The organism is Streptomyces erythrochromogenes (assembly GCF_036170895.1).
Classification (GTDB): domain Bacteria; phylum Actinomycetota; class Actinomycetes; order Streptomycetales; family Streptomycetaceae; genus Streptomyces; species Streptomyces erythrochromogenes.
In genome coordinates this window covers 2,258,558-2,284,432 of record NZ_CP108036.1, presented here as the reverse complement: position 1 = coordinate 2,284,432, position 25,875 = coordinate 2,258,558, and the positions used below count along the sequence as shown (strand labels likewise).

Here is a 25,875-nt window from a genome sequence, read left to right as displayed (position 1 = left end):
ATGATCCCGTTGTCGTTCGCACAGCGTCGGTTGTGGTTCATCGACCGGTTCGAGGGGCCGTCGGCCACGTACAACGTCCCCTTCCTCGTGCGGTTGACCGGCGAGCTCGACCGGACTGCCCTGCAGTCGGCGGTGCGCGATGTCGTGGCCCGGCACGAGAGCCTCCGTACGCTCATCGTGGTCGACGAGCAGGGCGTTCCCTCGCAGCAGGTGCTGCCGGTGGACGGTGCGCCGCTCGACGTACCGCTGGTGGAAGTCGCTCCCGACGCGGTCGACGAGGCCGTGCGCGAGGCGGCCCAGTACACCTTCGACCTGTCGTCGGAGATACCCGTCCGCGCCACCCTGCTGCGCTCCGGCGAGCGCGAGCACGTGCTGCTCCTGCTGGTCCACCACATCGCCAGCGACGGCGAGTCGATGGAGCCGCTCTCCCGCGACCTGGCCGCGGCCTACACCGCCCGGCTGCGCGGCGAGGCCCCGCAGTGGGCCGAGCTGCCGGTGCAGTACGTCGACTACACGCTGTGGCAGCGCGAGCTGCTCGGCGACGAGAAGGACCCCGGGAGCGTGGTCTCCACCCAGGTCGCCTACTGGAAGGACGAGCTCCAGGGCGTTCCGACGCCGCTGCGCCTGTCCACGGACCGCCCGCGCCCGCCGGTGGCCAGCCACCGCGGTGACACGGTCGGCTTCCCGATCGACGCCGAACTGCTCGCCGCCGTCGAGGCCCTGGGACGCGAGCGGGACATGACCGTCCCGATGGTGCTCCAGGCCGCCCTCGCCGTGGTGCTCCAGCACCTCGGCGCCGGCCACGACATCGCCATCGGCTCCACCGTCGCCGGCCGCACCGACGACGAACTCGCCGACCTGGTCGGCTTCTTCGTCAACACCTGGGTGCTGCGCACGGACCTCTCCGGCGCCCCCAGCTTCGACCGGGTGCTGGAGCAGGTGCGCCAGAAGGCGCTGACGGCGTACGACAACCAGGACGCGCCCTTCGAGCACCTGGTGGAGGTCCTCAACCCCGAGCGCTCCACCGCCTACCACCCGCTGTTCCAGGTCATGTTCACCTGGGAGAACGACGCCTGGATCGACCTGCGGCTGCCGGGTCTGGAGCGGGCGCGCTTCGAGGTCCTGGCCACCCCGACCGCCAAGTTCGACCTGGAGTTCAACTACTTCTCGGACCCCGAGGGCCCGGGCATGCTCTGCTACCTGGAGTACGCCACCGACCTGTTCGACCGCTCCACGGCCCAGTCCGTCGTGGACCGCTACCTGCGGGTGATCCGCGAGGTCGTCGCCCGCCCGGACCGTCCGGTCGCGCTGGCGCCCGTACTGGACCAGGACGAACTGGACTGCGTCGTCGGCGAGTTCAACGACACCGCCGTCGAACTGCCCGAGGTGACGATCGGCGAGCTCTTCGAGCGGCAGGCCGAGGCCACCCCGGACGCGGTCGCCCTGGAGGCCGGGGACGAGACCCTCACCTACCGCGAACTCGACGCGCGGGCCTCCCGGATCGCGCGGGAGCTGGCCGCGCGCGGCGTGGGCGCCGAGACCCTCGTGGGCGTCGCCCTGCCGCGCACGGCCGAGCTGGTGGCGGGCCTGCTCGGCGTGCTCAAGGCCGGCGGGGCCTACCTGCCCATCGACCCCAGATACCCCAGCCGCCGCCTCGACTTCATCCTCGACGACGCCGCGCCCGCGCTGATCCTGACCGACGGCGAGACGGTCGGCGTACTGCCGCCGACGGAGGTCCCGCGGCTGTTCACCGGCGACATCGGCTCCGGCGACCCGCAGGACGAACAGGCTCCCGCCGTCGTCGCCGGTGCCCGGCCGGGCCAGACCGCCTACGTCATCTACACCTCGGGCTCCACCGGCACGCCCAAGGGCGTCGCGATCACCCACGCCAACGTGGTCAACGACGTCCTCGGCCTGGCCTCGGCCATCGGCGTCGGCGCCGGTACGCGCGTCCTGGCCGGCACCTCGGTCAACTTCGACGTGTCCGTCTTCGAGATCTTCGCGACCCTCTGCTCCGGCGGCACCGTCGAACTGGTGCGTGACGCACTGGTGATCGGCGAGCGCGGCGGCTGGAGCGGCGGAGTGATCAGCACCGTCCCGTCCGTCTTCGCCGAACTCCTCGGACAGGTCGGCGACGGCATCGCCGTCGACACCGTCGTATTCGCCGGCGAGGCGCTCCCCACCTCCCTCGTTCGGCGCGTCCGCGAGGCGATCCCCGGTGTCCGGGTGGTCAACGCCTACGGCCAGAGCGAGTCGTTCTACGCCACCACCTTCGCGCTGCCCGCCGACGAGGACTGGGACGGCGCCGGCAGCGCCCCCATCGGCTCCCCGCTCGGCAACGTCCGCACCTACGTCCTCGGCCCCGGCCTGCTGCCCGTCCCGGCCGGTGTGGTCGGCGAGCTGTACGTCGCCGGCGAGATCGGCCGCGGCTACTTCGGCCGCGCCGCCCTGACCGCCGACCGTTTCCTCGCCGACCCCTACGGCGCGCCCGGATCGCGCATGTACCGCACCGGTGACCTGGCGCGCTGGAACACCGCCGGGCAGCTGGAGTACGCGGGCCGCGACGACGCGCAGATGAAGGTGCGCGGCTTCCGCATCGAGCCCGGCGAGATCGAGGCGGTCCTGACCGCCCACCCGGGCGTCGCCCAGGCCGTGGTCACGATCCGCGAGGGCCGTGGCAGCAAGCAGCTCGTCTGCCACGTCGTCCCGCTCGACGCCGACCAGGGCGGCTTCGGCACCGTCGCCAGCCTCGGCGACCTCGACGTCGACCTCACCACCAACGTGTCCGTGCGCGAGCTGCGGCGCTTCGCCGCGGGCCGGCTGCCCGAGTTCATGGTCCCGTCCGTGTTCGTCATGGTCGGCCGGCTGCCACTGACCGCCAACGGCAAGCTCGACCTGGCGGCGCTGCCCGAGCCCGACTTCAGCGGCGGCGAGTACCGCGCCCCGCGCGACGCCGCCGAGGAGGTCCTCGCCGCCGTCTACGCCGAGGTCCTCGGCCTCGACCGGGTCGGCATCGACGACGACTTCTTCGCCATCGGCGGCGACAGCATCCGCTCCATCCAGGTCGTCTCCCGCGCCCGCAGCGGCGGCGTGGAGGTCAGCCCGCGCCAGATCTTCGACCACCGCACCGTCGCCGAACTGGCCGCGGTCGCGATCCTCGGCACCGAAGCCGGCACCGGGCCGCAGCTCGCGGAACTCGAAGGCGGCGGCACCGGCCGGATGCCGCTGCTGCCGATCGGGGAGTACCTGCTCGAACTGGGCGAGGACACCGACCGGTTCGCCATGTCCACCGCCGTCGAGCTCCCCGAGGGCATCGACCGGGCCGGGCTCGCCGCCACCCTCGGCGCGGTCCTGGACCGCCACGACATCCTGCGCTCCCGGCTGGTCACCGGCGAGGGGGGAGCCGCCCTGGAGGTGGCCGCACCCGGCTCCGTCGACGCCGACGCGCTGATCCACCGCGTCGAGTGCGACGGCACCTGGGACGAGCGGTGGTTCGAGCGGGCCACCGCCGAGCTCGACGCCGCCACCGGACGGCTGGACGCCGCCGCCGGCACCATGGCGCAGTTCGTCTGGTTCGACGCGCAGGACGGCGCAGGCCGCCTGCTGCTGGTCCTGCACCACTTCGTCGTCGACGGCGTGTCCTGGCGCATCCTGCTGCCGGACCTCGCCGCCGCCTGGGAGCAGGTCCGCGAGGGCCGCACGCCCGACCTGCCCGCGACGGGCACCTCGGCGCGCCGCTGGGCGCACGCCCTGGCCGACGAGGCGCGCACACCCGGACGCGTCGCCGAACTCGCCCTGTGGCGCTCGGTCGTCGCGGGACCCGACCCCCTCCTCGGATCGCGCGCCCTGGACCCGGCCGTCGACGTCATGTCCACGGTCGACCACACCTGGCTCACGCTTCCCGTGCCGGTCACCCAGACCCTGCTGACCACCCTCCCGGCCGCCTTCCACGGCGGCGTCAACGACGGCCTGCTCGCCGCGCTGGCCCTGGCCGTCGCCCGCTGGCGCGCGGCCCGCGGCATCGACGAGTCCTCCGCCCTGATCCGGGTCGAGGGACACGGCCGCGAGGAGGACGTCGTACCGGGCGCCGACCTGTCGCGCACCGTGGGCTGGTTCACCACCATGTTCCCCGTCCGCCTCGACCTCGCCGGGATCGACCTCGACGACGCGTTCGCCGGCGGCGCCGCCGCCGGCGCCGCGGTCAAGGCCGTCAAGGAGCAGCTCCTGTCCCTTCCGGACAAGGGCGTCGGCTACGGCCTGCTGCGCCACCTCAACCCGCAGACCGCCGACGTGCTGCGCCGCTACCCCACCGGCCAGATCGGCTTCAACTACCTCGGCCGCTTCTCGTCCTCCTCGGACGCGCCCGAGCACCTGCGCGGCCTGGGCTGGACCCTCGCCGAGGGCACCACCGAGCTGATCGCGCAGCCGGGCGGGCGGATGCCGGCCCTCTCCACGCTCGACGTCGGCGCTCTCGTCACCGACACCGAGCAGGGCCCGCAGCTCACCGCCCGCCTCGCCTTCCCCACGAGCCTGCTCGCCAAGGAGGACGTCGAGGAGCTCGCCGAGCTGTGGAGCACCGCCCTGAACGCCCTGGCCCGGCACGCCGCCGCGCCCGGCGCGGGCGGCCTGACCCCCTCGGACGTACCGCTCGTCAGGGTGGGCCAGGACGAGATCGAGGCCTGGGAGGAGCACTACCCCGGCCTGGAAGACGTCTGGCCGCTGACCACCATGCAGGACGGCCTGCTCTTCCACGCCCAGCTCGCCGGCTCCACCTTCGACGCCTACCAGATGCAGCTCGTCTTCCACCTCGCCGGCGAGGTCGAGCCGGCCCGCATGCGGGCCGCCGGCCAGGCGCTGCTCGACCGGTACGCCAACCTCCGCGCCGCGTTCGTGTACGACGCGGCCGGCGACCGCGTGCAGGTCGTACGGGACCGCGTGGAGCTGCCCTGGCAGTACCTCGACCTCAGCGGGTTCGGCGAGGAGGGCCGCGAGGAGGCGCTGAAGCGCTTCCTGGCGGAGGACCACGCCTCGCACTTCGACCTGACCCGGGCCCCGCTCGTGCGGATGTCCCTCGTCATGCTGGCCCCCGACCGCTGGGAGCTCGTCTTCACCGCCCACCACGTCCTCTTCGACGGGTGGTCCATCCCGGTCCTCATGCAGGACCTGCTGCGGCTGTACGGCTCCGAGGGCGACGCCTGCGCGCTGCCGCGGGTGCCCGGCTACCGCGACTTCCTGGTGTGGCAGGCCGGCCAGGACCGCGAGGCCTCCGCCCGCGCCTGGGCCGCCGAGCTCGCCGGGGTCGAGTCGCCGACGCTGATCGCCCCGGACGCGGGCGCCGCGGCCGACCCGGCCGGCATCGGCCAGATCGACATCCCGCTGTCCGCGGACGACGCCCGCGAGCTCGGCCGCCGCGCCGCCGAGCTTGGCCTCACCCTCAACACCCTCGTCCAGGGCACCTGGGCGCTCGTCCTCGCCGGACTGACCGGCCGCCACGACGTCGTCTTCGGCGCCACCGTCTCCGGCCGCCCGCCCGTCGTCCCCGGCGTCGACTCGATGGTCGGCCTGTTCATCAACACCCTGCCCGTGCGGGTGGAGTGCACCCCCGGCGCCACCCTCGGCGGCCTGCTGCGCGACCTGCAGAACCGGCAGAGCGCCCTGCTCGACCACCACCACCACGGGCTGCTGGACATCCACCGCTCGGTCGGGCTGAACGTCCTCTTCGACACCCTCGTCGGCTTCGAGTCGTACCCGATCGACGGTGTCGCCATCAAGGAGGCGAACTCGGCCGCGGGCATCTCGGTCACGGGCATCAGCCCGCTCAGCGGCGCCCACTACCCGCTGGTCGTGATGGCCTTCGCCGACCCGCACCTGCGGGTGGCCCTGCAGTACCAGCACCACCTCTTCGACCCGGAGACCGTCGAGGGCATCGCCGCCCGCTTCGCACGGATCCTCCAGGAGCTCGTGGCGGACCCCGAGGCCCGCGTCGGCTCGGTCCACGTCCTGGAGTCCGCCGAACGCGCCCGGGTCCTCGACGGGTTCAACGACACGGCCGTCGCCGTCCCCGGCAGGACCGTCCCCGCCCTGTTCGAGGAGCGGGCCGCCGCCGCGCCGGACGACATCGCCGTCGCCGCCGGCAGCCGCACCCTCACCTACCGGGAGCTGGACACCCGCGCCAACCGGCTGGCCCACGTCCTGGCCGCCCGCGGTGTCGGCCAGGAGTCAGTCGTCGGCGTGGCCCTGCCGCGCTCGCCCGAGCTCGTCGTGGCCCTGCTGGCCGTCCTCAAGGCCGGCGGCGCCTACCTGCCGGTGGACCCCGAGTACCCGGCCGAGCGCATCGCCTTCATGCTGGCCGACGCCGCCCCGACGCTGCTCCTGACGGACTCCGAGATCGTCGCGGGCCTGCCCGGCGGGGCCTGCCCGTACCTCGTCCTGGACGATGCGGACACCACCGCGGCCGTCGCCGCGGCCCCCGGCGACGCGCCGGCCGCGGCCGCCCACGAGCGCGTCGACCAGCTCGCGTACGTGATGTACACGTCCGGTTCGACGGGCCTGCCCAAGGGCGTCGGCGTCACCCACCGGGCCGTCTCCGGCCTGGCCCTGGACCGCCGGTACCGCAGCGGCGCCCACCGGCGGGTCCTCGTCCACTCCGCGCAGTCCTTCGACGCCTCCACCTACGAGCTGTGGGTCCCGCTGCTCGGCGGCGGCACCGCCGTGGTGGCGCCCGTCGGCAAGCTGGACGCCGGAGCCCTCGCCGCCGTCGTCACCGAGCAGCAGGTCACCGCGCTGTGGCTGACCGCCGGCCTGTTCAAGGTGATCGCCGACGAGAACCCGGAGTGCTTCGCCGGCGTCGCCGAGGTCTGGACCGGCGGCGACGTCGTCTCCCCGGCCTCGGTGACGCGCGCCCTGCGGGCCTGCCCCGGCCTGAAGGTCGTCGACGGCTACGGCCCCACCGAGACCACCACCTTCGCCACCACCCACCCCATGGCCGACCCCGACCGGGTCGGCGAGCCGATCCCGATCGGCCGCCCGATGGACAACATGCGGGTCTACGTCCTCGACGCGGGCCTGCGCCCCACCCTCCCCGGCGTCCCCGGCGAGCTGTACATCGCCGGCGCGGGCCTCGCCCGCGGCTACGCCCACCGCTCCGCCCTGACCTCCGAGCGCTTCGTCGCCTCCCCGTTCGGCGTCCCCGGCGAGCGCATGTACCGCACCGGCGACGTCGTGGCCTGGACGGCGGACGGCGAACTCGTCTTCCGGGGCCGCGCCGACACCCAGGTCAAGATCCGCGGCTTCCGCATCGAGCCCGCCGAGGTCGAGGCCGCCCTGGCCGCCCACCCCGACGTCGCCCAGGCCGTCGTCACCTGGAACGAGGACCGGGCCGGCGAACGCCGCCTGGTCGGGTACGTGGTCCCGCGCGTCGACGGCTCCGACACCTCCGGCGCCGAGGAGCAGGTCGACGAGTGGGAGGAGATCTACGACGACCTCTACGCCGTCTCCGACGCCGCCTGGGGCGAGGACTTCACCGGCTGGAACTCCAGCTACACCGGCGGGACGCCCATCGCCCTCGACGAGATGGCCGTGTGGCGGGACGCCGCGGTGGAGCAGATCACCAACTGGTCGCCGCGCCGCGTCATGGAGATCGGCGTCGGCACCGGCCTGCTCATGTCCCAGACCCTCGGCCAGGTGGAGGAGTACTGGGGGACCGACATGTCGGCCGCCGTCGTCGACCGGCTGCTCGTACAGGTCGAACAGACCGGCTTCGGCGACCGCGTGCACCTGCGCCACCAGAACGGCGACGACGTCTCCGGCCTGCCGCGCGAGCACTTCGACCTCGTCGTCGTCAACTCGGTCGTGCAGTACTTCCCCGACGCCGAGTACATGGACCGGGTCCTGGCCGGCGCGATGGAACTGCTGGCCCCCGGCGGGCGCATCCTCGTCGGCGACGTCCGCAACGCCGCCACGCTGCGGCTCTTCCGCAGCGGGGTGCAGCGGGCGCTGCACCCCGAGGCCTCCGCCTCGGTGAGCCGCGCCGCCGTCGCCCGCGCGATCCTCATGGAGAAGGAGCTCGTCCTCGACCCCGAGTGGTTCACCCGGTGGGCCGAGCGGCACGGCGCGGGCGGCGTGGACATCCGGCTGAAGGCCGGCCGCCCCCACAACGAGCTGACCCGCCACCGCTACGAGGTCCTGTTGCACAAGGCGCCCGTCGCCGCGACCGACCTGCACGACGTCCCGGCGGTGCGCTGGGGCCGCCAGGTCGAGGACTTCTTCGGCCTGGAGGAGTTCGTCCGCGGCCACGGCGAGCAGCCCGTACGCGTCACCCGCATCCCCAACGCGCGGCTCGCCGACGAGGTCGAGTCCGCCGCCGCGGTCGGCGTGATCGAGGCACCCGCCGTCGCGGGCCCCGCCCTCGACCCGCAGGACCTGCGCGAATGGGCCGCCGAGCGCGGCTGGGGCGTACTGCTCACCTGGTCGGCCGCCGCGGCCGAGTGCTTCGACGCGGTGATCGTCCCCGCCGGCCCCGTCACCGACCAGGTCTTCACCGGCGGCTTCACGCCCTCGGGCCGCGCCGACCGGGTCCTGGCCAACGAGCCCGCCGCCGCGGGCCGGATCGGCACGCTCGTCGGCGCCCTGCGCGGCTACCTCGGGGAACGGCTCCCGGAGCACCTGGTGCCGTCCTCCGTCGTCGCCATCGCCGAGGTGCCGCTGACGCCCAACGGGAAGCTGGACCAGCGGGCCCTGCCCGCCCCCGACTTCGCGGCGGCCGCCACCGGCCGCAACCCGCGCACCCCGCAGGAAGAGGTCCTGTGCGGCCTGTTCGCCGCGGTGCTCGGCCTGGACCGGGTCGGCATCGACGACGACTTCTTCGCCCTGGGCGGCCACTCCCTGCTCGCCACCCGGCTCGTCAGCCGGATCCGGCAGGTCCTCGACGTCGAACTGCCCATCAGGGTCGTCTTCGACGCCCCGACCGTCGTGGAGCTGGTGGAGCACCTCGCCGCCGGCGCGCCCGTCCGGGCCCCGCTGCGGCGCACCGCCGAGCGCCCGGACTCCGTACCGCTGTCGTTCGCCCAGCGCCGCCTGTGGTTCATCGACCGGTTCGAGGGCCCCTCGGCGACGTACAACGCCCCCTTCCCGCTCCGCCTCACCGGCGAGCTGGACCTGCCGGCGCTGGAGGCCGCGCTGCGCGACGTCGTGGCCCGCCACGAGAGCCTGCGCACGCTGATCGTCGAGGACGCCGACGGCGTCCCCGCCCAGCACGTGCTGACGGCCGACGAGGCCCGGCTGCAGGTCCCGCTCGTGGAGGTGGCCCCCGGCGGTCTGGCCGACGCCATGGCCGAGGCCTCGGCGTACCTCTTCGACCTGGCCACGGAGATCCCGGTACGGGCCCCCGTGCTCCGGCTCGGAGCGCAGGAGCACGTCCTGGTCCTGCTCATCCACCACATCGCCAGCGACGGCTCCTCCATGGCCCCGCTGGCCCGCGACCTCGCCACCGCCTACGCGGCCCGCAAGGACGGCGGCGCCCCGCAGTGGGCGGAACTCCCCGTCCAGTACGTCGACTACACGCTGTGGCAGCGCGAGGTGCTCGGCGACGAGGAGGACCCGGCCAGCGCGCTCGCCGCGCAGGTGGGCTACTGGCGGGAGGAGCTGGCCGGCGTGCCGCAGCCGCTCCAGCTCGCCTCCGACCGCCCGCGCCCGGCCAAGGCCTCCCACCGCGGCGACGCCGTGGAGTTCGCCCTGGCCCCCGAGGTGGCGGCCGCGGTCGAGGACCTGGCGCGCCGCAGCGGCGCGACCTCCTCGATGGTGCTCCAGTCCGCCCTGGCCGTCCTGCTGCACGGGCTCGGCGGCGGCGACGACCTGACGATCGGCTCCCCGATCGCCAACCGTACCGACGAGGCCCTCGCCGAACTGGTCGGCTTCTTCGTCAACACCTGGGTGCTGCGCGTCGACCTGTCGGGCAACCCCGCGTTCACGGAGCTGCTGGAGCGCGTCCGGGCCAAGTCCCTGGCCGCCTACGACAACCAGGACGTGCCCTTCGAGCGGCTGGTGGAGGTCCTCAACCCCGAGCGGTCCACCGCCTACTCCCCGCTCTTCCAGGTGATGTTCGCCTGGCAGAACTTCGCCCGGAAGGACTTCGCGCTGCCGAGTCTGCAGGTGGAGTTCGAGCGGGTCCGCACCGAGACCGCCAAGTTCGACCTGTTCTTCAACATGGCCGACCTGCCCGGCATGGGCGTGGTGGGTCTCCTGGAGTACGCCACCGACCTGTTCGACCGGGAGACCGCCCAGGCCGTCGCCGACCGCTTCGTACGGGTCGTGGGCCTGCTGGCCGCCGCTCCCGAGCAGCGGGTGGCCTCCGTGGAACTGGTGGACGGAGCCGAACGCGAGCGGGTGCTGCACGGCTTCAACGCCACGCAGGAGCCGACCCCCGAGGTCACCGTGCCCGCCCTGTTCGAGCTGCAGGCCGCGCGGCGGCCCGACGCGGTCGCACTGGTCTGCGGCGAGGAGTCGCTGACCTACCGCGAGCTGGACGAGCGGGCGAACCGGCTGGCGCGTGAGCTCGGCCGGCACGGCGTGGGCCCCGAGAGCGTGGTGGGCGTCGCCCTGCCGCGCACCGCGGACCTGGTCGCAGCCCTGCTGGGCGTCCTGAAGGCCGGCGGCGCCTACCTGCCGATCGACCCGAAGTACCCGAGCCGGCGACTGGAGCACATCCTGGCCGACGCCCGGCCGGCACTGGTGGTGACGGACGCGGCCACCGCCGACGTCCTGCCCGAGTCGGAGACCCCCCGCCTGTACCTGGGCGACCTGGCCCTCGGCACACCCGCCGGCCCGGCCGCGGCGGCGCCCGCGGCCGCGCTGCCCGGCAACGCCGCGTACGTGATGTACACGTCGGGCTCCACGGGCGTCCCGAAGGGCGTGACCGTCACCCACGCAGGCGTCGTCAACGGCCTGCTGCGGCTCGCCTCCGCGATCGGCGTGGACTCCGGCACCCGCACCCTCGCCGCCGCCTCCGTCAACTTCGACGTCTCCGTCTTCGAGGTCTTCACCACGCTGACGGCGGGCGGCACGGTCGAACTGGCCCGCGACGTCCTCGTCATCGGCGAGCGCGGCGGCTGGACCGGCGGTGTGATCAGCACCGTCCCCTCCGTCTTCGCCGAGCTCCTCGACCAGGTCGACGGCAGGATCACCGCGGACGCCGTGGTGTTCGCCGGCGAGGCACTGCCCGCCTCCCTGGCCGCCCGGGTCCGCGAGACCATTCCCGGCGTCCGGGTCGTCAACGCCTACGGCCAGACCGAGAGCTTCTACGCGAGCACCTTCGTGCTCCCGGCCGACGGCGAGCGGGACGCCGCGCACACCGCCCCGATCGGCGCACCCCTGGGCAACATGCGCGCGTACGTCCTGGGGGCCGGCCTGGCGCCGGTGCCCGTGGGCGCCGTCGGCGAGCTCTACGTCGCCGGCAACATCTCCCGCGGCTACCACGGCCGCGCCGCACTGACCGCCGAGCGCTTCACCGCCGACCCCTACGGTGCGCCCGGATCGCGGATGTACCGCACCGGCGACCTCGCCCGGTGGCGGGCCGACGGACAGCTGGAGTACGTCGGCCGCGGCGACGCCCAGCTCAAGATCCGCGGGTTCCGCATCGAGCCCGGCGAGATCGAGGCGGCCCTGACCGCCCACCCGGGCGTCGAGCACGCCGTGGTGACCGCCCAGAGCGCCCCCGACGGGTCCAAGCGCCTCGTCGGCTACGTGGTCGGCTCGCCGGACTCCGGCGGCCAGGTCGACGCCCAGGGACGCTTCGAGGCCGACATGACCTCCGGACTCAGCATGCGCGAGCTGCGCCGCTTCGTCACCGGCCGGCTGCCGGAGTTCATGGTCCCCGCGGTCCTCGTGCCGCTGGACCGGCTGCCGCTGGCTCCCAACGGCAAGCTGGACCGCGCGGCCCTGCCCGAGCCGGACTTCACCGGCGAGAGCTACCGCGCCCCGCGCGACCGGACCGAGGAGGTGCTCGCCGCCGTCTACTCCGAGGTGCTCGGCCTGGAACGGGTCGGCATCGACGACGACTTCTTCGCCATCGGCGGCGACAGCATCCGCTCCATCCAGATCGTCTCCCGGGCGAAGGCCCAGGGCGTCGTGGTCAACCCGCGGCAGATCTTCGAACTGCGGACGGTCGCCGAGCTGGCCGCCGCCGCGGGCGGAGCGGACCTCGGCCCCGCCCTCGCGGAGCTGGACGGCGGCGGTACCGGCTCCATGCCGCTGGCCCCGATCGCGCGGTACATGCTCGAACTCGGCGGCGGTTTCGACCGGTTCTCCATGTCCGCGGCGCTCGAACTGCCCGAGGGCATCGACGAGGACGGCCTGACCTCCGTACTGAACGCGGTGCTCGACCACCACGACGTCCTGCGCTCCCGCCTCGTCCTCGACGCGGGCGGCAGCCTGGAGGTCTCCGCCCCCGGCACGGTCGACGCGGCCGCGCTGGTGCACCGGGTGGCGTGCACGGGCACCTGGGACGAGGCGTGGCTGGAGACGGCCCGGGCCGAACTGGACGCCGCGACCGGTCGGCTGGACCCGGCCGCCGGCACCATGGCCCAGTTCGTGTGGTTCGCCCCGGAGCGGGGCGCCGGCCGGCTCCTGGTGGTCCTGCACCACCTCGTCGTCGACGGCGTGTCCTGGCGCATCCTGCTCCCCGACCTGGCCACCGCCTGGGAGCGGATCGAGGCGGGCTCCGCACCGGCCCTGCCCGCGGTCGGCACCTCCGCCCGCCGCTGGGCGCACGCCCTGCTCGACGAGGCGTCCGACCCGGACCGCATCGCCGAACTCGCCCAGTGGTCCGAGCTGCTGGACTGCGACGACCCGGTCCTCGGCGCGCGGGCACTGGACCCGGCGGTGGACGTCATGTCCACCGTGGAGTCGGTCTCCCTGGAGCTGCCGGAGCAGGTCACCGAGGCGCTGCTGACGACCCTGCCCACGGCCTTCCACGGCGGAGTCAACGACGGCCTGCTGGCCGCGCTCGCCCTCGCGGTGACGCAGTGGCGCGCGGACCGCGGCGTCGAGGCGTCCTCCACCCTGATCCGGCTGGAGGGCCACGGCCGCGAGGAGCAGGTCGTGCCCGGCGCCGACCTGTCCCGTACGGTCGGCTGGTTCACCAGCATGTTCCCCGTACGGCTCGACCTCGCCGGGCACGACGTGCAGGAGGCGATCTCCGGCGGCGCCGCCGCGGGCGGCGTCCTCAAGGCCGTCAAGGAGCAGCTCCTGGCCGTCCCCGACAAGGGGGTCGGCTTCGGCCTCCTGCGCCACCTGAACCCGTCCACCGCCGCCGAGCTCGACTGGCGCCCGACCCCGCAGATCTCCTTCAACTACCTGGGACGCGTCGCGGCCGGCACACCGGCCGACGGCCGCCAGGGCGCCGGCTGGAACCTGGCCGCCGACGCGCTCGGCCTCGCCGCGGACCTCGACGCGGACATGCCCGCGCTGTCCACCGTCGAGATCAGCGCCTACGTCACCGACACCGCCGACGGCCCCCGGTTCAACGCCCGCGTCTCCTACCCGGCGGGCGTCCTCGCGCAGGCCGAGGTGCGGGAACTGGCCGACCTGTGGGTGCGCGCCCTGGAGGGCTTCGCCCGCCACGCCGCCACCCCCGGCGCCGGCGGCCTGACCCCCTCCGACGTCCCGCTGGTCCGCCTCACCCAGGGCGAGATCGAGGGCTGGGAGGAGCAGTACCCGGGCCTGGCCGACGTCTGGCCGCTGACCCCGCTCCAGTTCGGCCTGCTCTTCGAGACCATGCGCCTGGAGGAGGACGCCTTCGACCCGCACATCGTGCAGGTGGCCTTCCACGTCCGGGGCCGGGTCGACCCGGCCCGGATGCGGGTGGCGGCACAGGCGCTCCTCGACCGGTACGCCAACCTGCGCACCGCCTTCGTCACCGACGCGAACGGCGACCTCACCCAGCTCGTGCTCGACACGGTCGAACTGCCCTGGCGGCTCGCCGACCTGCGCGGCCTCGACGAGAACGCCCGTGAGGAGGGGCTGGAGCGGATCCTCGCCGAGGACCACTACGCGCAGTTCGACCCGGCGAAGCCGCCGATGCTGCGGGCCACGCTGGTCCAGCTCGCCGAGGAGACCTCCGAGCTGGTGCTGACCGTGCACCACGCGCTCTTCGACGGCTGGTCGTTCCCGCTGCTCGTACGGGACCTCGCCCACCTGTACGCGTCCGAGGGCGACGCCTCCGAGCAGCCGCGGGTGCCCGAGTACCGGGAGTTCCTGCGCTGGCTGTCCCGGCGGGACGACAAGGCCGCCGCGGCGGCCTGGGCCAAGGAGATGGAGGGCGTCGGCGAGCCCACCCTGCTCGCCGCCGAGACCCCCGGGGACGGCGGCGACGACGCCCGCGTCGGACAGGTCGACATCCCGCTGCCGCTGGAGGAGGCCCGCGCCCTGAAGAAGCGCGCCGCCGAACTGGGCGTGTCCATGGGCACCCTGGTCCAGGGCGTCTGGGCGCTGATGCTCGGACAGCTCACCGGCAAGCGGGACGTCATCTTCGGCACGACCGTGTCCGGCCGGCCCGCGGAGGTGCCCGGCGTCGACCAGATGGTGGGCCTGTTCGTGAACTCGCTGCCCATCCGGGCCGAGTACGCGCCCAGCGACACGCTCGCCCAGGTGCTGAGGAACCTCCAGGAGCGCCAGACGGCGCTGCTGGACCACCACCACTTCGGGCTGCACCGCATCCAGCGGGAGGCCGGCCTGAAGGAGCTCTTCAACACCATCGTCCTCTTCCAGTCCTTCCCGGTCGACAAGGAGGCACTGGGCGCGGCCAACACCGCGGCGGGCGTCTCCTTCACCGGGATCCGGCCCTCCGCCGGCGCCGCCTACCTCGTGGGCCTCGCCGCCGACGCCGAGCCCCACCTGCGCATGATCCTCCAGTACCAGCGGCAGGAGATCGGCGCGCGGACGGTGGAGCGGATCGCCGAGCGGGTGCTGCACATCCTGCGGCAGCTCATCGCCGACCCGGAGATCCCGGTGGGCGCGCTGGACGTCCTGCACGAGGCCGAACGCGAGCGCCTCCTGCTGGACTTCAACCGGACGCGGACCGAGGAGCCGGCGCTCACCCTGCCCGCCCTGTTCGAGCGGAAGGCCGCCGAGGCACCCGACGAGATCGCGGTCATCTTCGAGGACCAGAAGGTGACCTACGCGGAACTGGACGCGCGGGCGAACCGGCTGGCGCGGATCCTGGTCGAGCGCGGCGTCGGACCGGAGGCGGTCGTCGGCGTGGCCCTGCGGCGCTCGCCGCAGTGGCCGGTCGCGGTCCTCGCCGTGATGAAGGCGGGCGGCGCCTACCTGCCGCTCGACCCGGCCTACCCGGCCGACCGGCTCACCTACATGGTCGAGGACTCCGGGACCGGACTGATCCTGGTGGACCGGGCGACGTCCGACCGGCTGCCCGACCTGCCGTCGGAGCTGCTGACCCTGGACGCACCGGAGTTCGCCGCGGCCCTGGACGGCGCGGGCGGCACGCCGCCGGCCGACGCGCAGCGGCTCCGCCCGCTCGCGGTCGCCAACACCGCCTACGTCATCTACACCTCGGGCTCCACCGGCCGGCCGAAGGGCGTGGCCGTCACCCACACCGGTTTCGCCAACATGGTCGCGGAGGTGACCGGGCTGCTGGGCATCACCGCCCGAAGCCGGGTCCTGCAGTTCGCCTCGCCGAGCTTCGACATCTCCGTCGGCGAGATGTGCATGTCCCTCTTCGCCGGGGGAGCCCTGGTCATGGCCGACCCGGACCGGCTCGCCCCCGGGGCGCCGCTCGCCGAGACCGCCGACGCGTTCGGGGTGACCCACGCGATCCTGACGCCCACGGTGCTCGCCGCCATGCCGGCCGGATCGCTGTCCTCGGTCGAGGCGCTGATGGTGGCCGGCGAGGCCGCCTCGCCGGAACTGGTCGCCACCTGGTCGGCCGGACGCCGGATGTTCAACGGTTACGGACCGACGGAGACCACCATCGGCGCCACGGCCGGCGAGCTCACCGCCGGCACCGCCGTCACCATCGGCCGCCCCATCCGCAACACCCGCGTCTACGTCCTGGACTCCGCGCTGCGGCCGGTCCTGCCGGGCGTGCCCGGTGAGCTCTACATCGCCGGCGCGGGACTGACCCGCGGCTACGTCGGCCGGCCCGACCTGACCGCCCAGCGGTTCACGGCCTGCCCGTTCGGGGAGCCCGGCGAGCGCATGTACCGCACCGGCGACCTCGTCGAGTGGAGCCACGACGGCGAGCTCGTCTTCCGCGGCCGCACCGACAACCAGATCAAGGTGCGCGGCTACCGCATCGAGCTCGGCGAGATCGAGACGGCGCTCGCGGCCCACCCGACGGTGGACCACGGCGTCGTGACCGCCCGCGACAACCTGGCCGGCGACAAGCAGCTCGTCGCCTACGTCATTCCCGCACCGGGCGAGAGCGTGGTGGCCGAGGACCTGCGCAAGCACCTCACCAGCCGCATGCCGGAGTACATGGTCCCGTCCGCCTTCGTCACCCTGGAGCAGCTGCCGCTCACCCCGAACGGCAAGCTCGACCGCGACGCCCTCCCGGACCCGGAGTACAGCGGCGGAGTCGACTACCGCGCCCCGCGCAACCCGCTCGAGACCACCCTGGCGAAGCTGTTCGCCGAGGCCCTCGAACTGGAGCGGGTCGGCATCGACGACGACTTCTTCGACCTGGGCGGCCACTCGCTGCGCCTGACCAAGCTCATCAGCCGGATCCGCGCGGTCCTCGGGGCCAAGGTCCCGATCCGCGTGATGTTCGGGGCCACCACGGTGGCCAAGCTGGCCGAGTACCTGGAGGCCCAGGTCAAGACGGCCCAGGCGCCCGTCTTCGCGGACCCCTTCGCGGTGGTCCTGCCGATGCGGACCGAGGGCTCCAAGGCGCCGCTGTGGTTCGTCCACCCGGGTGTCGGACTGTGCTGGTCCTACGTGGGCCTCGCCCAGCTCCTCGGGGACCGGCCGGTGTACGGCATCCAGGGCCGCGGCTTCGACGGCACGGGCCGGGCCGGGTCCACGCAGGCGATGCTCGACGACTACCTGGAGCAGATCCTCGCGGTCCAGCCGCAGGGCCCCTACCACCTGGTGGGGCACTCCACGGGCGGCACCTACGCGCACGCCCTCGCCGCCGAACTGAAGCGGCGCGGACACCAGGTGGCGCTGCTGGCCCTCATGGACAGCCCGCCGAGCGGCTGGTTCCGGCACATCGAGGACCCGGTGAACATGCCGGAGGTCCGGGAGTTCTTCAAGGAGTTCTTCATCGGCTCCGGCGTGGACGAGGACCGCGAGGCCCTGGTGGAGAACGGCAGCCACCTCTTCAAGTCGCACGCCGAGATGCTCCTGGAGTGGGACTCGCCCGTCTACGACGGCGACGCGGTCTTCTTCAACGCCACCCGGAACCCGGACGAGTCCTACGCCGCCATCTGGGCCCCGCACATCGGCGGCACGGTCCACGAATACGACATCGACGCCACGCACATGGGCATGCCGAAGGCCCAGCCCGCGGCCGAGATCGCCCGCATCATCAACCAGCACCTCGGGGGGAACTGACCATGACCGGGACACCAGCCGGCGCGGAGGGGACGGAGGCGGCGGCCTTCGTCGACCGCCTGGGCATCAATGACGAGTTCTTCTGGCTGCGCGGGCACCGGCCCGAGCACCCGGTCGAGGTCAACGACTACGGCATCGTCAACGTGTACGGCTACAAGGAGGTGCTGGAGGTCGTCGGCGATCCCAAGACGTACTCCAGCGACGTCGCCGAACTCATCGCGGGCGACGTGGAGATCGACCCCGAGTTCAGCGACGGCACCCTGCTCCAGTCCGACCCGCCGGACCACACCAAACTGCGCAAGATCATCAGCAAGGCGTTCACCCGTGGGATGGTCGCGGCCCTGGAGCCGCGGATGGTCGAGATCACCCACGAACTGCTCGACGCCGTGGACGGCCAGGACAGCATCGAAATGGTGAACGACCTGGCCTACCCGATGCCGATCATCGTCATCTCCGAGCTGCTCGGCGTACCGCAGAGCGACCGCGACCTGTTCAAGACGTGGGTCGACCGCATGGCCCACAGCGCGGTCGCCCTCACCTCGGGCGACCGCGACCTCGACGAGGACGTCGACGCCCAGGCCGCCATGCGCGTGGTCCCGGAGATGTTCCAGTACCTGCGCGAACACGCCGCCGAGCGCCGCACCAAGCCCCGCGAGGACCTGCTGACCAAGCTCGTCGAGGCGGAGGTCGACGGCGAGCGGCTCAGCGACAACGCGGTGGTGAACTTCGCCAACGAGCTGCTCGTCGTCGGACACGCCACCACCAGCGCACTGCTCGGCAACACCCTCCTGTGCCTGGACGCCCACCCGGAGCACCTGGCCGCCGTCCGCGGGAACCCGGACCTCACCCCCGGCCTGATCGAGGAGTCGCTGCGCTACCTCAGCCCCATCGCGACGGCCTACAAGGCGTGCGTCGCCGAGGGCGAGCTGGCCGGCGTACCGGTCCACCCGGGCCAGCTCGTCGCGATCTCGCTCTCGGCGGCCAACCGGGACGAGCGCATGTTCGCCCGCCCGCACGTCTTCGACCCGTACCGCGACCCCAATCCCCACATCGGCTTCGGCCGGGGCATCCACTTCTGCCTCGGCGCACCGCTGGCCCGGATGGAGGGCCGGATCGCCACCGACATCCTGCTGGACCGCTTCCCGAAGATGCGGACCGACCCGGACAACCCGCCGGCCTTCCTGCCGCTGCCCCACGTCATCTCGACCTCGGAGCTCCCGCTCCTCGTCCGATGAGGCGCCGACCCGAGGCCCGTGACCGGGCCGCCGAAGGAGACCCCCGATGACCACCACCAGCACCCCCCTCGACAAGTGGGAGATGCATCCACGGCACTTCTGGCTGCGCGGCATCCGTCCAGAGGCGCCCGTGGAGTACGACCCCGAGGTCGGGATGTGGCACGTCTACGGCTACCCGGAGACGCTCGAGATCCTGAGCGACCCCGCGACGTACTCCTCCGAGGTCGCCGCCCGCTACGTCAGCCCGGAGCAGGCCGCCGTCGCCTTCGACGGGAACCTCACCCAGGCCGACCCGCCGGAGCACCAGAAGCTGCGCAAGCTGGTGGGCCGCACCTTCACCCTGAAGATGGTCGCCGAGCTCGAATCGCGCATCGCCGCGCTCACCCACGAGCTGCTCGACCGGATCGAGGGCGACACCTTCGACCTGGCCGAGGCCCTCGCCTACCCGCTGCCCGTGATCGTCATCTGCGACATGCTCGGCATCCCCCGCGAGGACCGCGAGCTCCTCAAGGAATGGGCCGACCAGTCCCTCATGGCGAGCACCCAGCTCACCACCCACCAGGGCGACAAGGCACAGGAGGAGTCCCTCGACACCCAGGCCGAAGCGGCCATGGCGATGGGCTTCTACATCCTCGAACTGGTCACCCGGCGGCGCGCCGAGCCCCAGGACGACCTCCTGTCCCGGCTCGTCGAGGCGGAGGTCGACGGCGAACGGCTCACCGACCGGCAGATCGTCAACTTCGCCAACCTGCTGATCTCGGCCGGCCACATCACCACCACCATGCTGCTGGGCAACACCATCCTGTGCCTGGACGCCTTCCCCGACGTGGACCGGCGGGTGCGCGAGGACCGGTCGCTGGTGCCGACCCTGCTGGAGGAGTCCCTGCGCTACCTGAGCCCGCTGGCCGCGGGCTACCGGGTCACCACCCGCGACGTGGAGATCGGCGGGGTGAAGATCCCCGAGGGCGACGTGCTGGAGGTCTGGTTCTCGGCCGCCAACCGCGACGCCCGCGTCTTCCAGGACCCGGACGTCTTCGACCCGGCCCGCACCCCCAACCCGCAGATCGGCTTCGGCCGGGGCATCCACTTCTGCCTCGGCGCCCCGCTCGCGCGGCTGGAGGGCCGGGTGGCCATGAACATCCTGTTCGACCGCTTCCCGAGGCTGCGGGTGGACCCGGACGACAAGCCGACCTTCCTCACCTCCCCGGAGTTCACCGGGGTCTGGCGCCTCCCGATCCGGGTGAACTAGCCGGCCGGCGGCCCGGACCCGACCGGTCCGGGCCGCCGGCCCGTACCCGCCCCCCACGCATCCCCGACGCCCGCCACCGGGGCCGGCGCAGGACAAGGAGCATCTTTTGACCCACTACGACGTGATTGTGGTCGGCGCCCGGTGCGCCGGGGCTCCGACCGCGATGCTGCTCGCGCGCGCCGGCTACCGGGTGCTCATGGTCGAGCGCGGCACCTTCCCCAAGGACACCCTGTCCACGCTCTACATCCACCAGCCCGGCGTCGCCGCCCTCGCCCGGTGGGGCCTGCTGCCCGCCGTGGCGGCCACCGGCGCCCCCGCCCTCGACCGCGTCCACTACACCCATGGAGACATCCGGCTGGAGGGCTGCTCCTGGGCGGCCGACGGGCAGCGCGCCGCCTACGCGCCGCGCCGCTACCTCCTCGACCCGATCCTCGCCCGGGGGGCCGTCGACGCGGGCGTCGAATTCCGCGAGAACTGCTCGGTGAGCGACCTCGTCTTCGACGGCGACCGCGTCGTCGGCGTCCGGCTCGGCGCCACCGGCGCCGTGGAGCGGGCCACCCTCGTCGTCGGCGCCGACGGCATGCGCTCCACCGTCGCCGCGAAGGCCGGCGCCCCGCTCGTCGTCGAGGACCCGACCTCGACGTGCGCCTACTACTCCTACTGGTCCGGCCTCCGGCCCGGGTTCCGGCTGTACGACGCCCCGGGGCACTGGGTCGGCACCGTACCGACCAACGACGGCGCGACGCTCGTAGCCGGCTACTTCCCCCAGGAGCAGTTCCGCAGCGTGCGCGGCGACGCGCTGGGCGCCCTGCTCACGAACGTGGAGAAGACGGCTCCCGAGCTGCGGGAGGAGATGGCGGGCGGGGCCCGGCTGGAACGCGTCTACGGCACCGGCGACCAGCGCAACTTCTTCCGGCAGGCCGCCGGGCCCGGCTGGGCGCTCGTCGGCGACGCCGCCCACCACAAGGACTCGATCACCGCACGCGGGATCACCGACGGCTTCTACCAGGCCCAGCTGCTCGCGGACTGCATCGGTGACGGCCTCCACGACCCCGGCCGGCTGAGTGCGGCCCTCGACACCTACACCGAACAGCGGATGGAGGCGCTCACACCGGAATACCGCGCCACGCTCAAGACGGCCCGGCTGAACCCGCCCGCCCACCACCTGGACCTGCTGCGCGCCATCGCCACCAGCGGCGAACTGACGGACCGGTACTTCTCGACGCTGTCCGGTGTCTGCCCGATCGACGAATTCGTCACCCCCGAACTGCTCGACCTGATGGAAGAGACGGACATGAAAGGAACGAAGGGATGACCGACGGGACGACCGGCGACGACCGGCTGCCGCTCACCTTCGGGCAGGAGCTCATCCGGTCCGGACACCGGCAGGAGGCGGCATCCGGTCACCACCCGGTCATCGCGCTCCGCCTGACCGGCACCCTCGACCGGGCCGAACTCGCCGGGGCCCTGCGGCTCCTGGCGGCCCGCCACGAGCCCCTGCGCACCACGTTCACCGAGGCCGGCGGCCGGCCCGTGCAGAAGGTCTGGCCGGCCGGGCCGCTGGAGCTGGAGTCCGCCGACCTGGCGGCGCTGCCCGCACCCGAGCGCGGCCGGCAGCTCGACGCCCGCGTCGCGGAACTGGCCGCCCGCCCCTACGACCTGGCCTCCGGGCCGCTGCTGCGCTCGCTCCTGATCCGCCTCGGCGCCGACGAGCACCTGCTGGTGCTGAACGCCCACCGCATCGCGGCCGACACCCGCTCCCGCGCGATCATCACCGCCGATCTGGCCGAGCTGTACGCCGCCGCCGTCACCGGGCGCCCCGCCCGGCTCCCCGAACTGCCCGTCCGGTACGCGCAGTACGCCGCCGAGCAGCGCGCCCGCGTCACCGAGGCCGATCTCGCCGCACAGCTGGACCACTGGCGCGGCCGGCTCGCCGGCCTGCCCGCGCTGCGGCTGCCCACCGACCGGCCCCGGACCCGGGCGCGCGACCGGGCCGCGGCCCGCCACGCCTTCCGGGTGCCGGCCCGGGCCGTGAGCGGGCTCGCCGACACGGCCCGCGCGCACGGCGGCACGCTGTTCGCGGGCCTGTTCGCCGCCTGCCAGGTGTTGTTCTCCCGGCACACCGGGCAGGAGGACCTGGCACTGGGCACCCTGGCGGCCGGCCGGCCCCGGCCCGTCCTCGACGGCCTGGTCGGCGCGTTCGACAACCCGCTCCTGGTGCGCGCCCACATACGTGCCGAGGCGCCGTTCACCGAAGTGCTCGCCGACACCTGCGCCGCCCTCGCCGAGGCCCTCGCCCACCAGGACGTCCCCTTCGAGCGGGTGCGCGCCGCCCTGGGCGAGGGCAAGGACGCCGGCGACACCCCCGACGTACAGGTGATGGTGGTGCTCCGCGGCGCCGACGAGGCCGCCGAGCCGTCCCGCGGCCCGGCCCTGGCCGTGCGCGCCGTCCGGCCGCCCGGCGTGCCCGCCGCCCACGACATCACCGTGGAGTTCACCGAGACCGGCTCCGGCGAACTGGCCGGCGTACTGGAGTACGACGCCGCGCTCTTCGACGCGGTGACCGTGGAGGTACTGGCCCGCCACCTGACGGTCCTGCTCGCCGCCGCCGCGGCCGACCCCGCCCGCACTGTCGAGGAACTCCCCCTCGCCGACGAGGAGGAACTGCGCCTGCTCACCACCGAGTGGGCCGTCAACCGCGCCGACTTCCCCGCCGACCGCTGCGTGCACGAACTCGTCGCCGAACAGGCGCGCCTGCGCCCCGACGCCGTCGCCGTCACCGCCGGCCTGGAGACGCTGACCTACGCGGAGCTGGACGCCCGCGCGAGCCGCCTGGCCCACCTGCTCGTCGCCGACGGCGTCCGGCCCGGCACCTTCATCGCCGTCTGCCTGCCCCGCGGCCCCGAGCTCGTCACCGCCCTGCTCGCCGTCCTCAAGGCCGGCTGCGCCTACCTCCCGCTGAACCCCGACTACCCGGAGGACCGGCTCGGCTTCATGCTCTCCGACGCCGGGGTGCCGCTCTGCCTCACCGAGTCCTGGCTGACCGGCAAGCTGCCCTCCGACGGCACCCGGATGATCGCCCTCGACGAGCAGGACGAGGCCCTCGCCGCCCAGCCGGCCGGGGCACCGGCCGTCCGGGTCACCGCCGACGACCCCGCCTACATCATGTACACATCCGGCTCCACGGGTACGCCCAAGGGGGCCGTGATCGGCCACCGTTCGGTCGTCCGGCTCTTCTGCAACGCCGACTGGGTCCGGCTCGGCCCCGACGACGTCATGGCCCAGGGCTCCGACGTCACCTTCGACGCGGCCACCCTGGAGATCTGGGGGCCCCTCCTCGCGGGCGGCCGGATGGCCGTCATCGACAAGGACACCCTCCTCGACCCGGCCGAGCTCACCGCCGCGCTGCGCCGCCACGGCGTCACGACCCTGTTCGTGACCACCGCCGTCTTCAACCAGATCGTCGCCGCCGACCCGTACGCCTTCGGCGCGCTGCGCCACGTCCTCTTCGGCGGCGAGGCCGCCAACTCCGTACGCGTGGCCGAGGTGCTGGCGGCCGCCCCGCCGCAGCGGCTCGTGAACCTCTACGGGCCGACCGAGACCGCCGTCCTCGGCACCTGGCACCTCATCCGCGAGGCCGACGAGCACATGCCCGTCCCCATCGGCCGGGCCGTCGCGAACACCACCGCGTACGTCCTCGACGACCGGCTGCGGCCGGTGCCGATCGGTGTGGCGGGCGAGCTGTTCATCGCCGGCCCCGGAGTGGCCCGCGGCTACCTCAACCGGCCCGGACTGACCGCCGACCGCTTCCTGGACAACCCGCACGGCGAAGCCCCCGACCACCGCATGTACCGGACCGGCGACCTCGTGCGCTGGACCAGCGCGGGAGTCATCGAGTACGTCGGACGGGCCGACCACCAGGTCAAGGTGCGCGGCTACCGCATCGAGCCCGGCGAGATCGAACTCGTCCTCCAGCAGCACCCGGACGTCGGTGTGGCCCTCGTCGTCGCCCTCGCCGACGGCGAGCACAAGCGCCTCGTCGGCTACGTGACCCCCGGCGCGGCCGGAGGCCGCCCGCAGCCGGCAGAGCTGCGGGAGTTCGTCTCCGCCCGGCTGCCCGTCCACATGGTGCCGTCCGCGGTGGTGTGCCTGGAGCAGTTCCCGCTCACCCCCAGCGGCAAGGTCGACCGCAAGGCCCTGCCCGCCCCCGAGCACGCCGCCGCCCCCGCCGAGGTCCAGGAGCCCCGTACCGGCGCCGAGCGGCTGCTCGCCCAGATCTGGTCCGACGTGCTCGGCGTCCCCGCGGTCGGGGTCACCGACAACTTCTACGAGCTCGGCGGGGACTCCATCCTCGGCATCAGGGTGGTCGCCCGGGCGAAGAAGGCCGGACTGGTGATCTCCGCGAAGGACGTCTTCCGCAAGCAGACGATCGCCGAACTCGCCACCACCGCCGTCGCCGTGGCGGAAGCCGCCTGAGGACATGACCGTGCCGCGGCCCCCACCCGGGGGCCGCGGCCCCGGAGGAGAAAGCACCCATGACTGCCCCCACCCTGCCCGCGGCCGAACTCGCCGACCCCGCCGCCTTCGACCTCACCGACCCGCAGACGTTCGACGACAACGACCCGCACGAGATGTGGCGGCCGTTCCGCGCGCACAACCCCGTCTTCTGGCACGCCCCCCGGGACGGCAAGCCCGGCTTCTGGGTCCTCACCAAGTACGACGACATCATGGCCGCCTACCGCGACAACAAGCGGTACACCTCCGAGCAGGGCAACGTCCTCAGCACCCTCCTGCTGGGCGAGGACTCCGCCGCCGGCAAGATGCTCGCCGTCACCGACGGCCCGCGCCACCGCGAGATCCGCAACCTGATGATGAAGTCCTTCTCGCCGCGGGTCCTGGCCCCCGTCGTCGAGAACGTCCAGCAGCTCACCGACCGGCTGATCTCCGAGGCGGTGGAGGAGGGCGAGGTCGACTTCGTCACCGCCGTCGCCGACCGGATCCCCATCCACACCATCGGCGACCTCATGGGCATCCCCGCCGGGGACCGCGAACAGCTCGTGGACTGGAACGCCCAGACCCTGTCCCGGTACAGCGCCGACGACGGCGAAGAGGTCTCGCTGATGGCGCGCAACGAGATCATCCTCTACATCTCCGGCCTGATGGCCGAACGCCGCCGCAACCCCGGCGAGGACGTCCTCAGCACGCTGGCCACCGCCACCGTCGACGGCGAGCCGCTCACCGAAGAGGAGATCATCTACAACGCCTACAGCCTGATCCTGGGCGGCGACGAGTCCAGCCGGGCCACCGCCTCCGGCATCGTCCACGCCTTCAGCCAGTACGAGGACCAGTGGCGCCGGCTGAAGAACGCGGAGGTCACCCTGGAGAGCGCCACCGAGGAGGTGATGCGCTGGACCACGCCGACGATGCACTTCGGCCGGCACGCCCTGGTCGACATCCCGATCCGCGACCACGTCGTCAAGGCCGGCGAGATCGTCACCCTGTGGAACAGCTCGGCCAACTTCGACGAGGACGTCTTCGCCGACCCGTACACCTTCGACCTGGGCCGCACCCCCAACAAGCACGTCAGCTTCGGCCACGGCCCCCACTTCTGCCTCGGCGCCTACCTGGGCCGCGTCCACATGATCTCCATGCTGGAGTCGCTCCGCACCCGCGTGGCCGGCATCGAACTCCTCGCCCCGCCCACCCGCCTCTTCTCCAACTTCGCCAACGGCCACGCCACCCTCAAGGTCCGCCTCACCCCCCAGCCCCGCCCCTGACGCGCCCTCCCGCACGGCGAAGGCCCTCCCGGTCCGAGGACCGGGAGGG

Annotated in this window: 6 protein-coding genes; all 6 read left to right on the top strand. The window is 73.4% G+C overall.

Annotation, left to right across the window (positions count from 1 at the left end; genetic code table 11):
* Positions 1 to 9: 9 nt before the first annotated feature.
* The 6 genes from OHA91_RS10245 to OHA91_RS10220 all read left to right on the top strand — a co-directional run bounded on the left by OHA91_RS10245 (position 10) and on the right by OHA91_RS10220 (position 25,826).
* Positions 10 to 17,565 carry a non-ribosomal peptide synthetase gene (locus OHA91_RS10245; protein WP_328739130.1) on the top strand — a complete coding sequence of 5,852 codons (17,556 nt, stop codon included), beginning with the start codon at positions 10 to 12 and terminating at the stop codon, positions 17,563 to 17,565.
* A 2-nt stretch (positions 17,566 to 17,567) separates the two neighbouring features.
* Positions 17,568 to 18,800: a cytochrome P450 gene (locus OHA91_RS10240; protein WP_051893384.1), complete on the top strand. Its 1,233-nt coding sequence runs from the start codon at positions 17,568 to 17,570 to the stop codon at positions 18,798 to 18,800.
* 46 nt (positions 18,801 to 18,846) lie between these two features.
* Positions 18,847 to 20,049, top strand: coding sequence for a cytochrome P450 (locus OHA91_RS10235; protein ID WP_031154369.1), 1,203 nt, complete (start codon positions 18,847 to 18,849; stop codon positions 20,047 to 20,049).
* 106 nt (positions 20,050 to 20,155) lie between these two features.
* Positions 20,156 to 21,364 (top strand): NAD(P)/FAD-dependent oxidoreductase, encoded by a 1,209-nt coding sequence (locus OHA91_RS10230; RefSeq protein ID WP_266492478.1) that lies wholly within the window; start codon positions 20,156 to 20,158, stop codon positions 21,362 to 21,364.
* Positions 21,361 to 24,525: a non-ribosomal peptide synthetase gene (locus OHA91_RS10225; protein ID WP_328739125.1), complete on the top strand. Its 3,165-nt coding sequence runs from the start codon at positions 21,361 to 21,363 to the stop codon at positions 24,523 to 24,525. Before OHA91_RS10230 ends, OHA91_RS10225 begins: the two co-directional genes overlap by 4 nt.
* A gap of 59 nt (positions 24,526 to 24,584) precedes the next feature.
* Entirely contained in the window at positions 24,585 to 25,826 is a 1,242-nt protein-coding gene (locus tag OHA91_RS10220; protein ID WP_031154363.1) for a cytochrome P450, read from the top strand.
* Positions 25,827 to 25,875 lie beyond the last annotated feature (49 nt).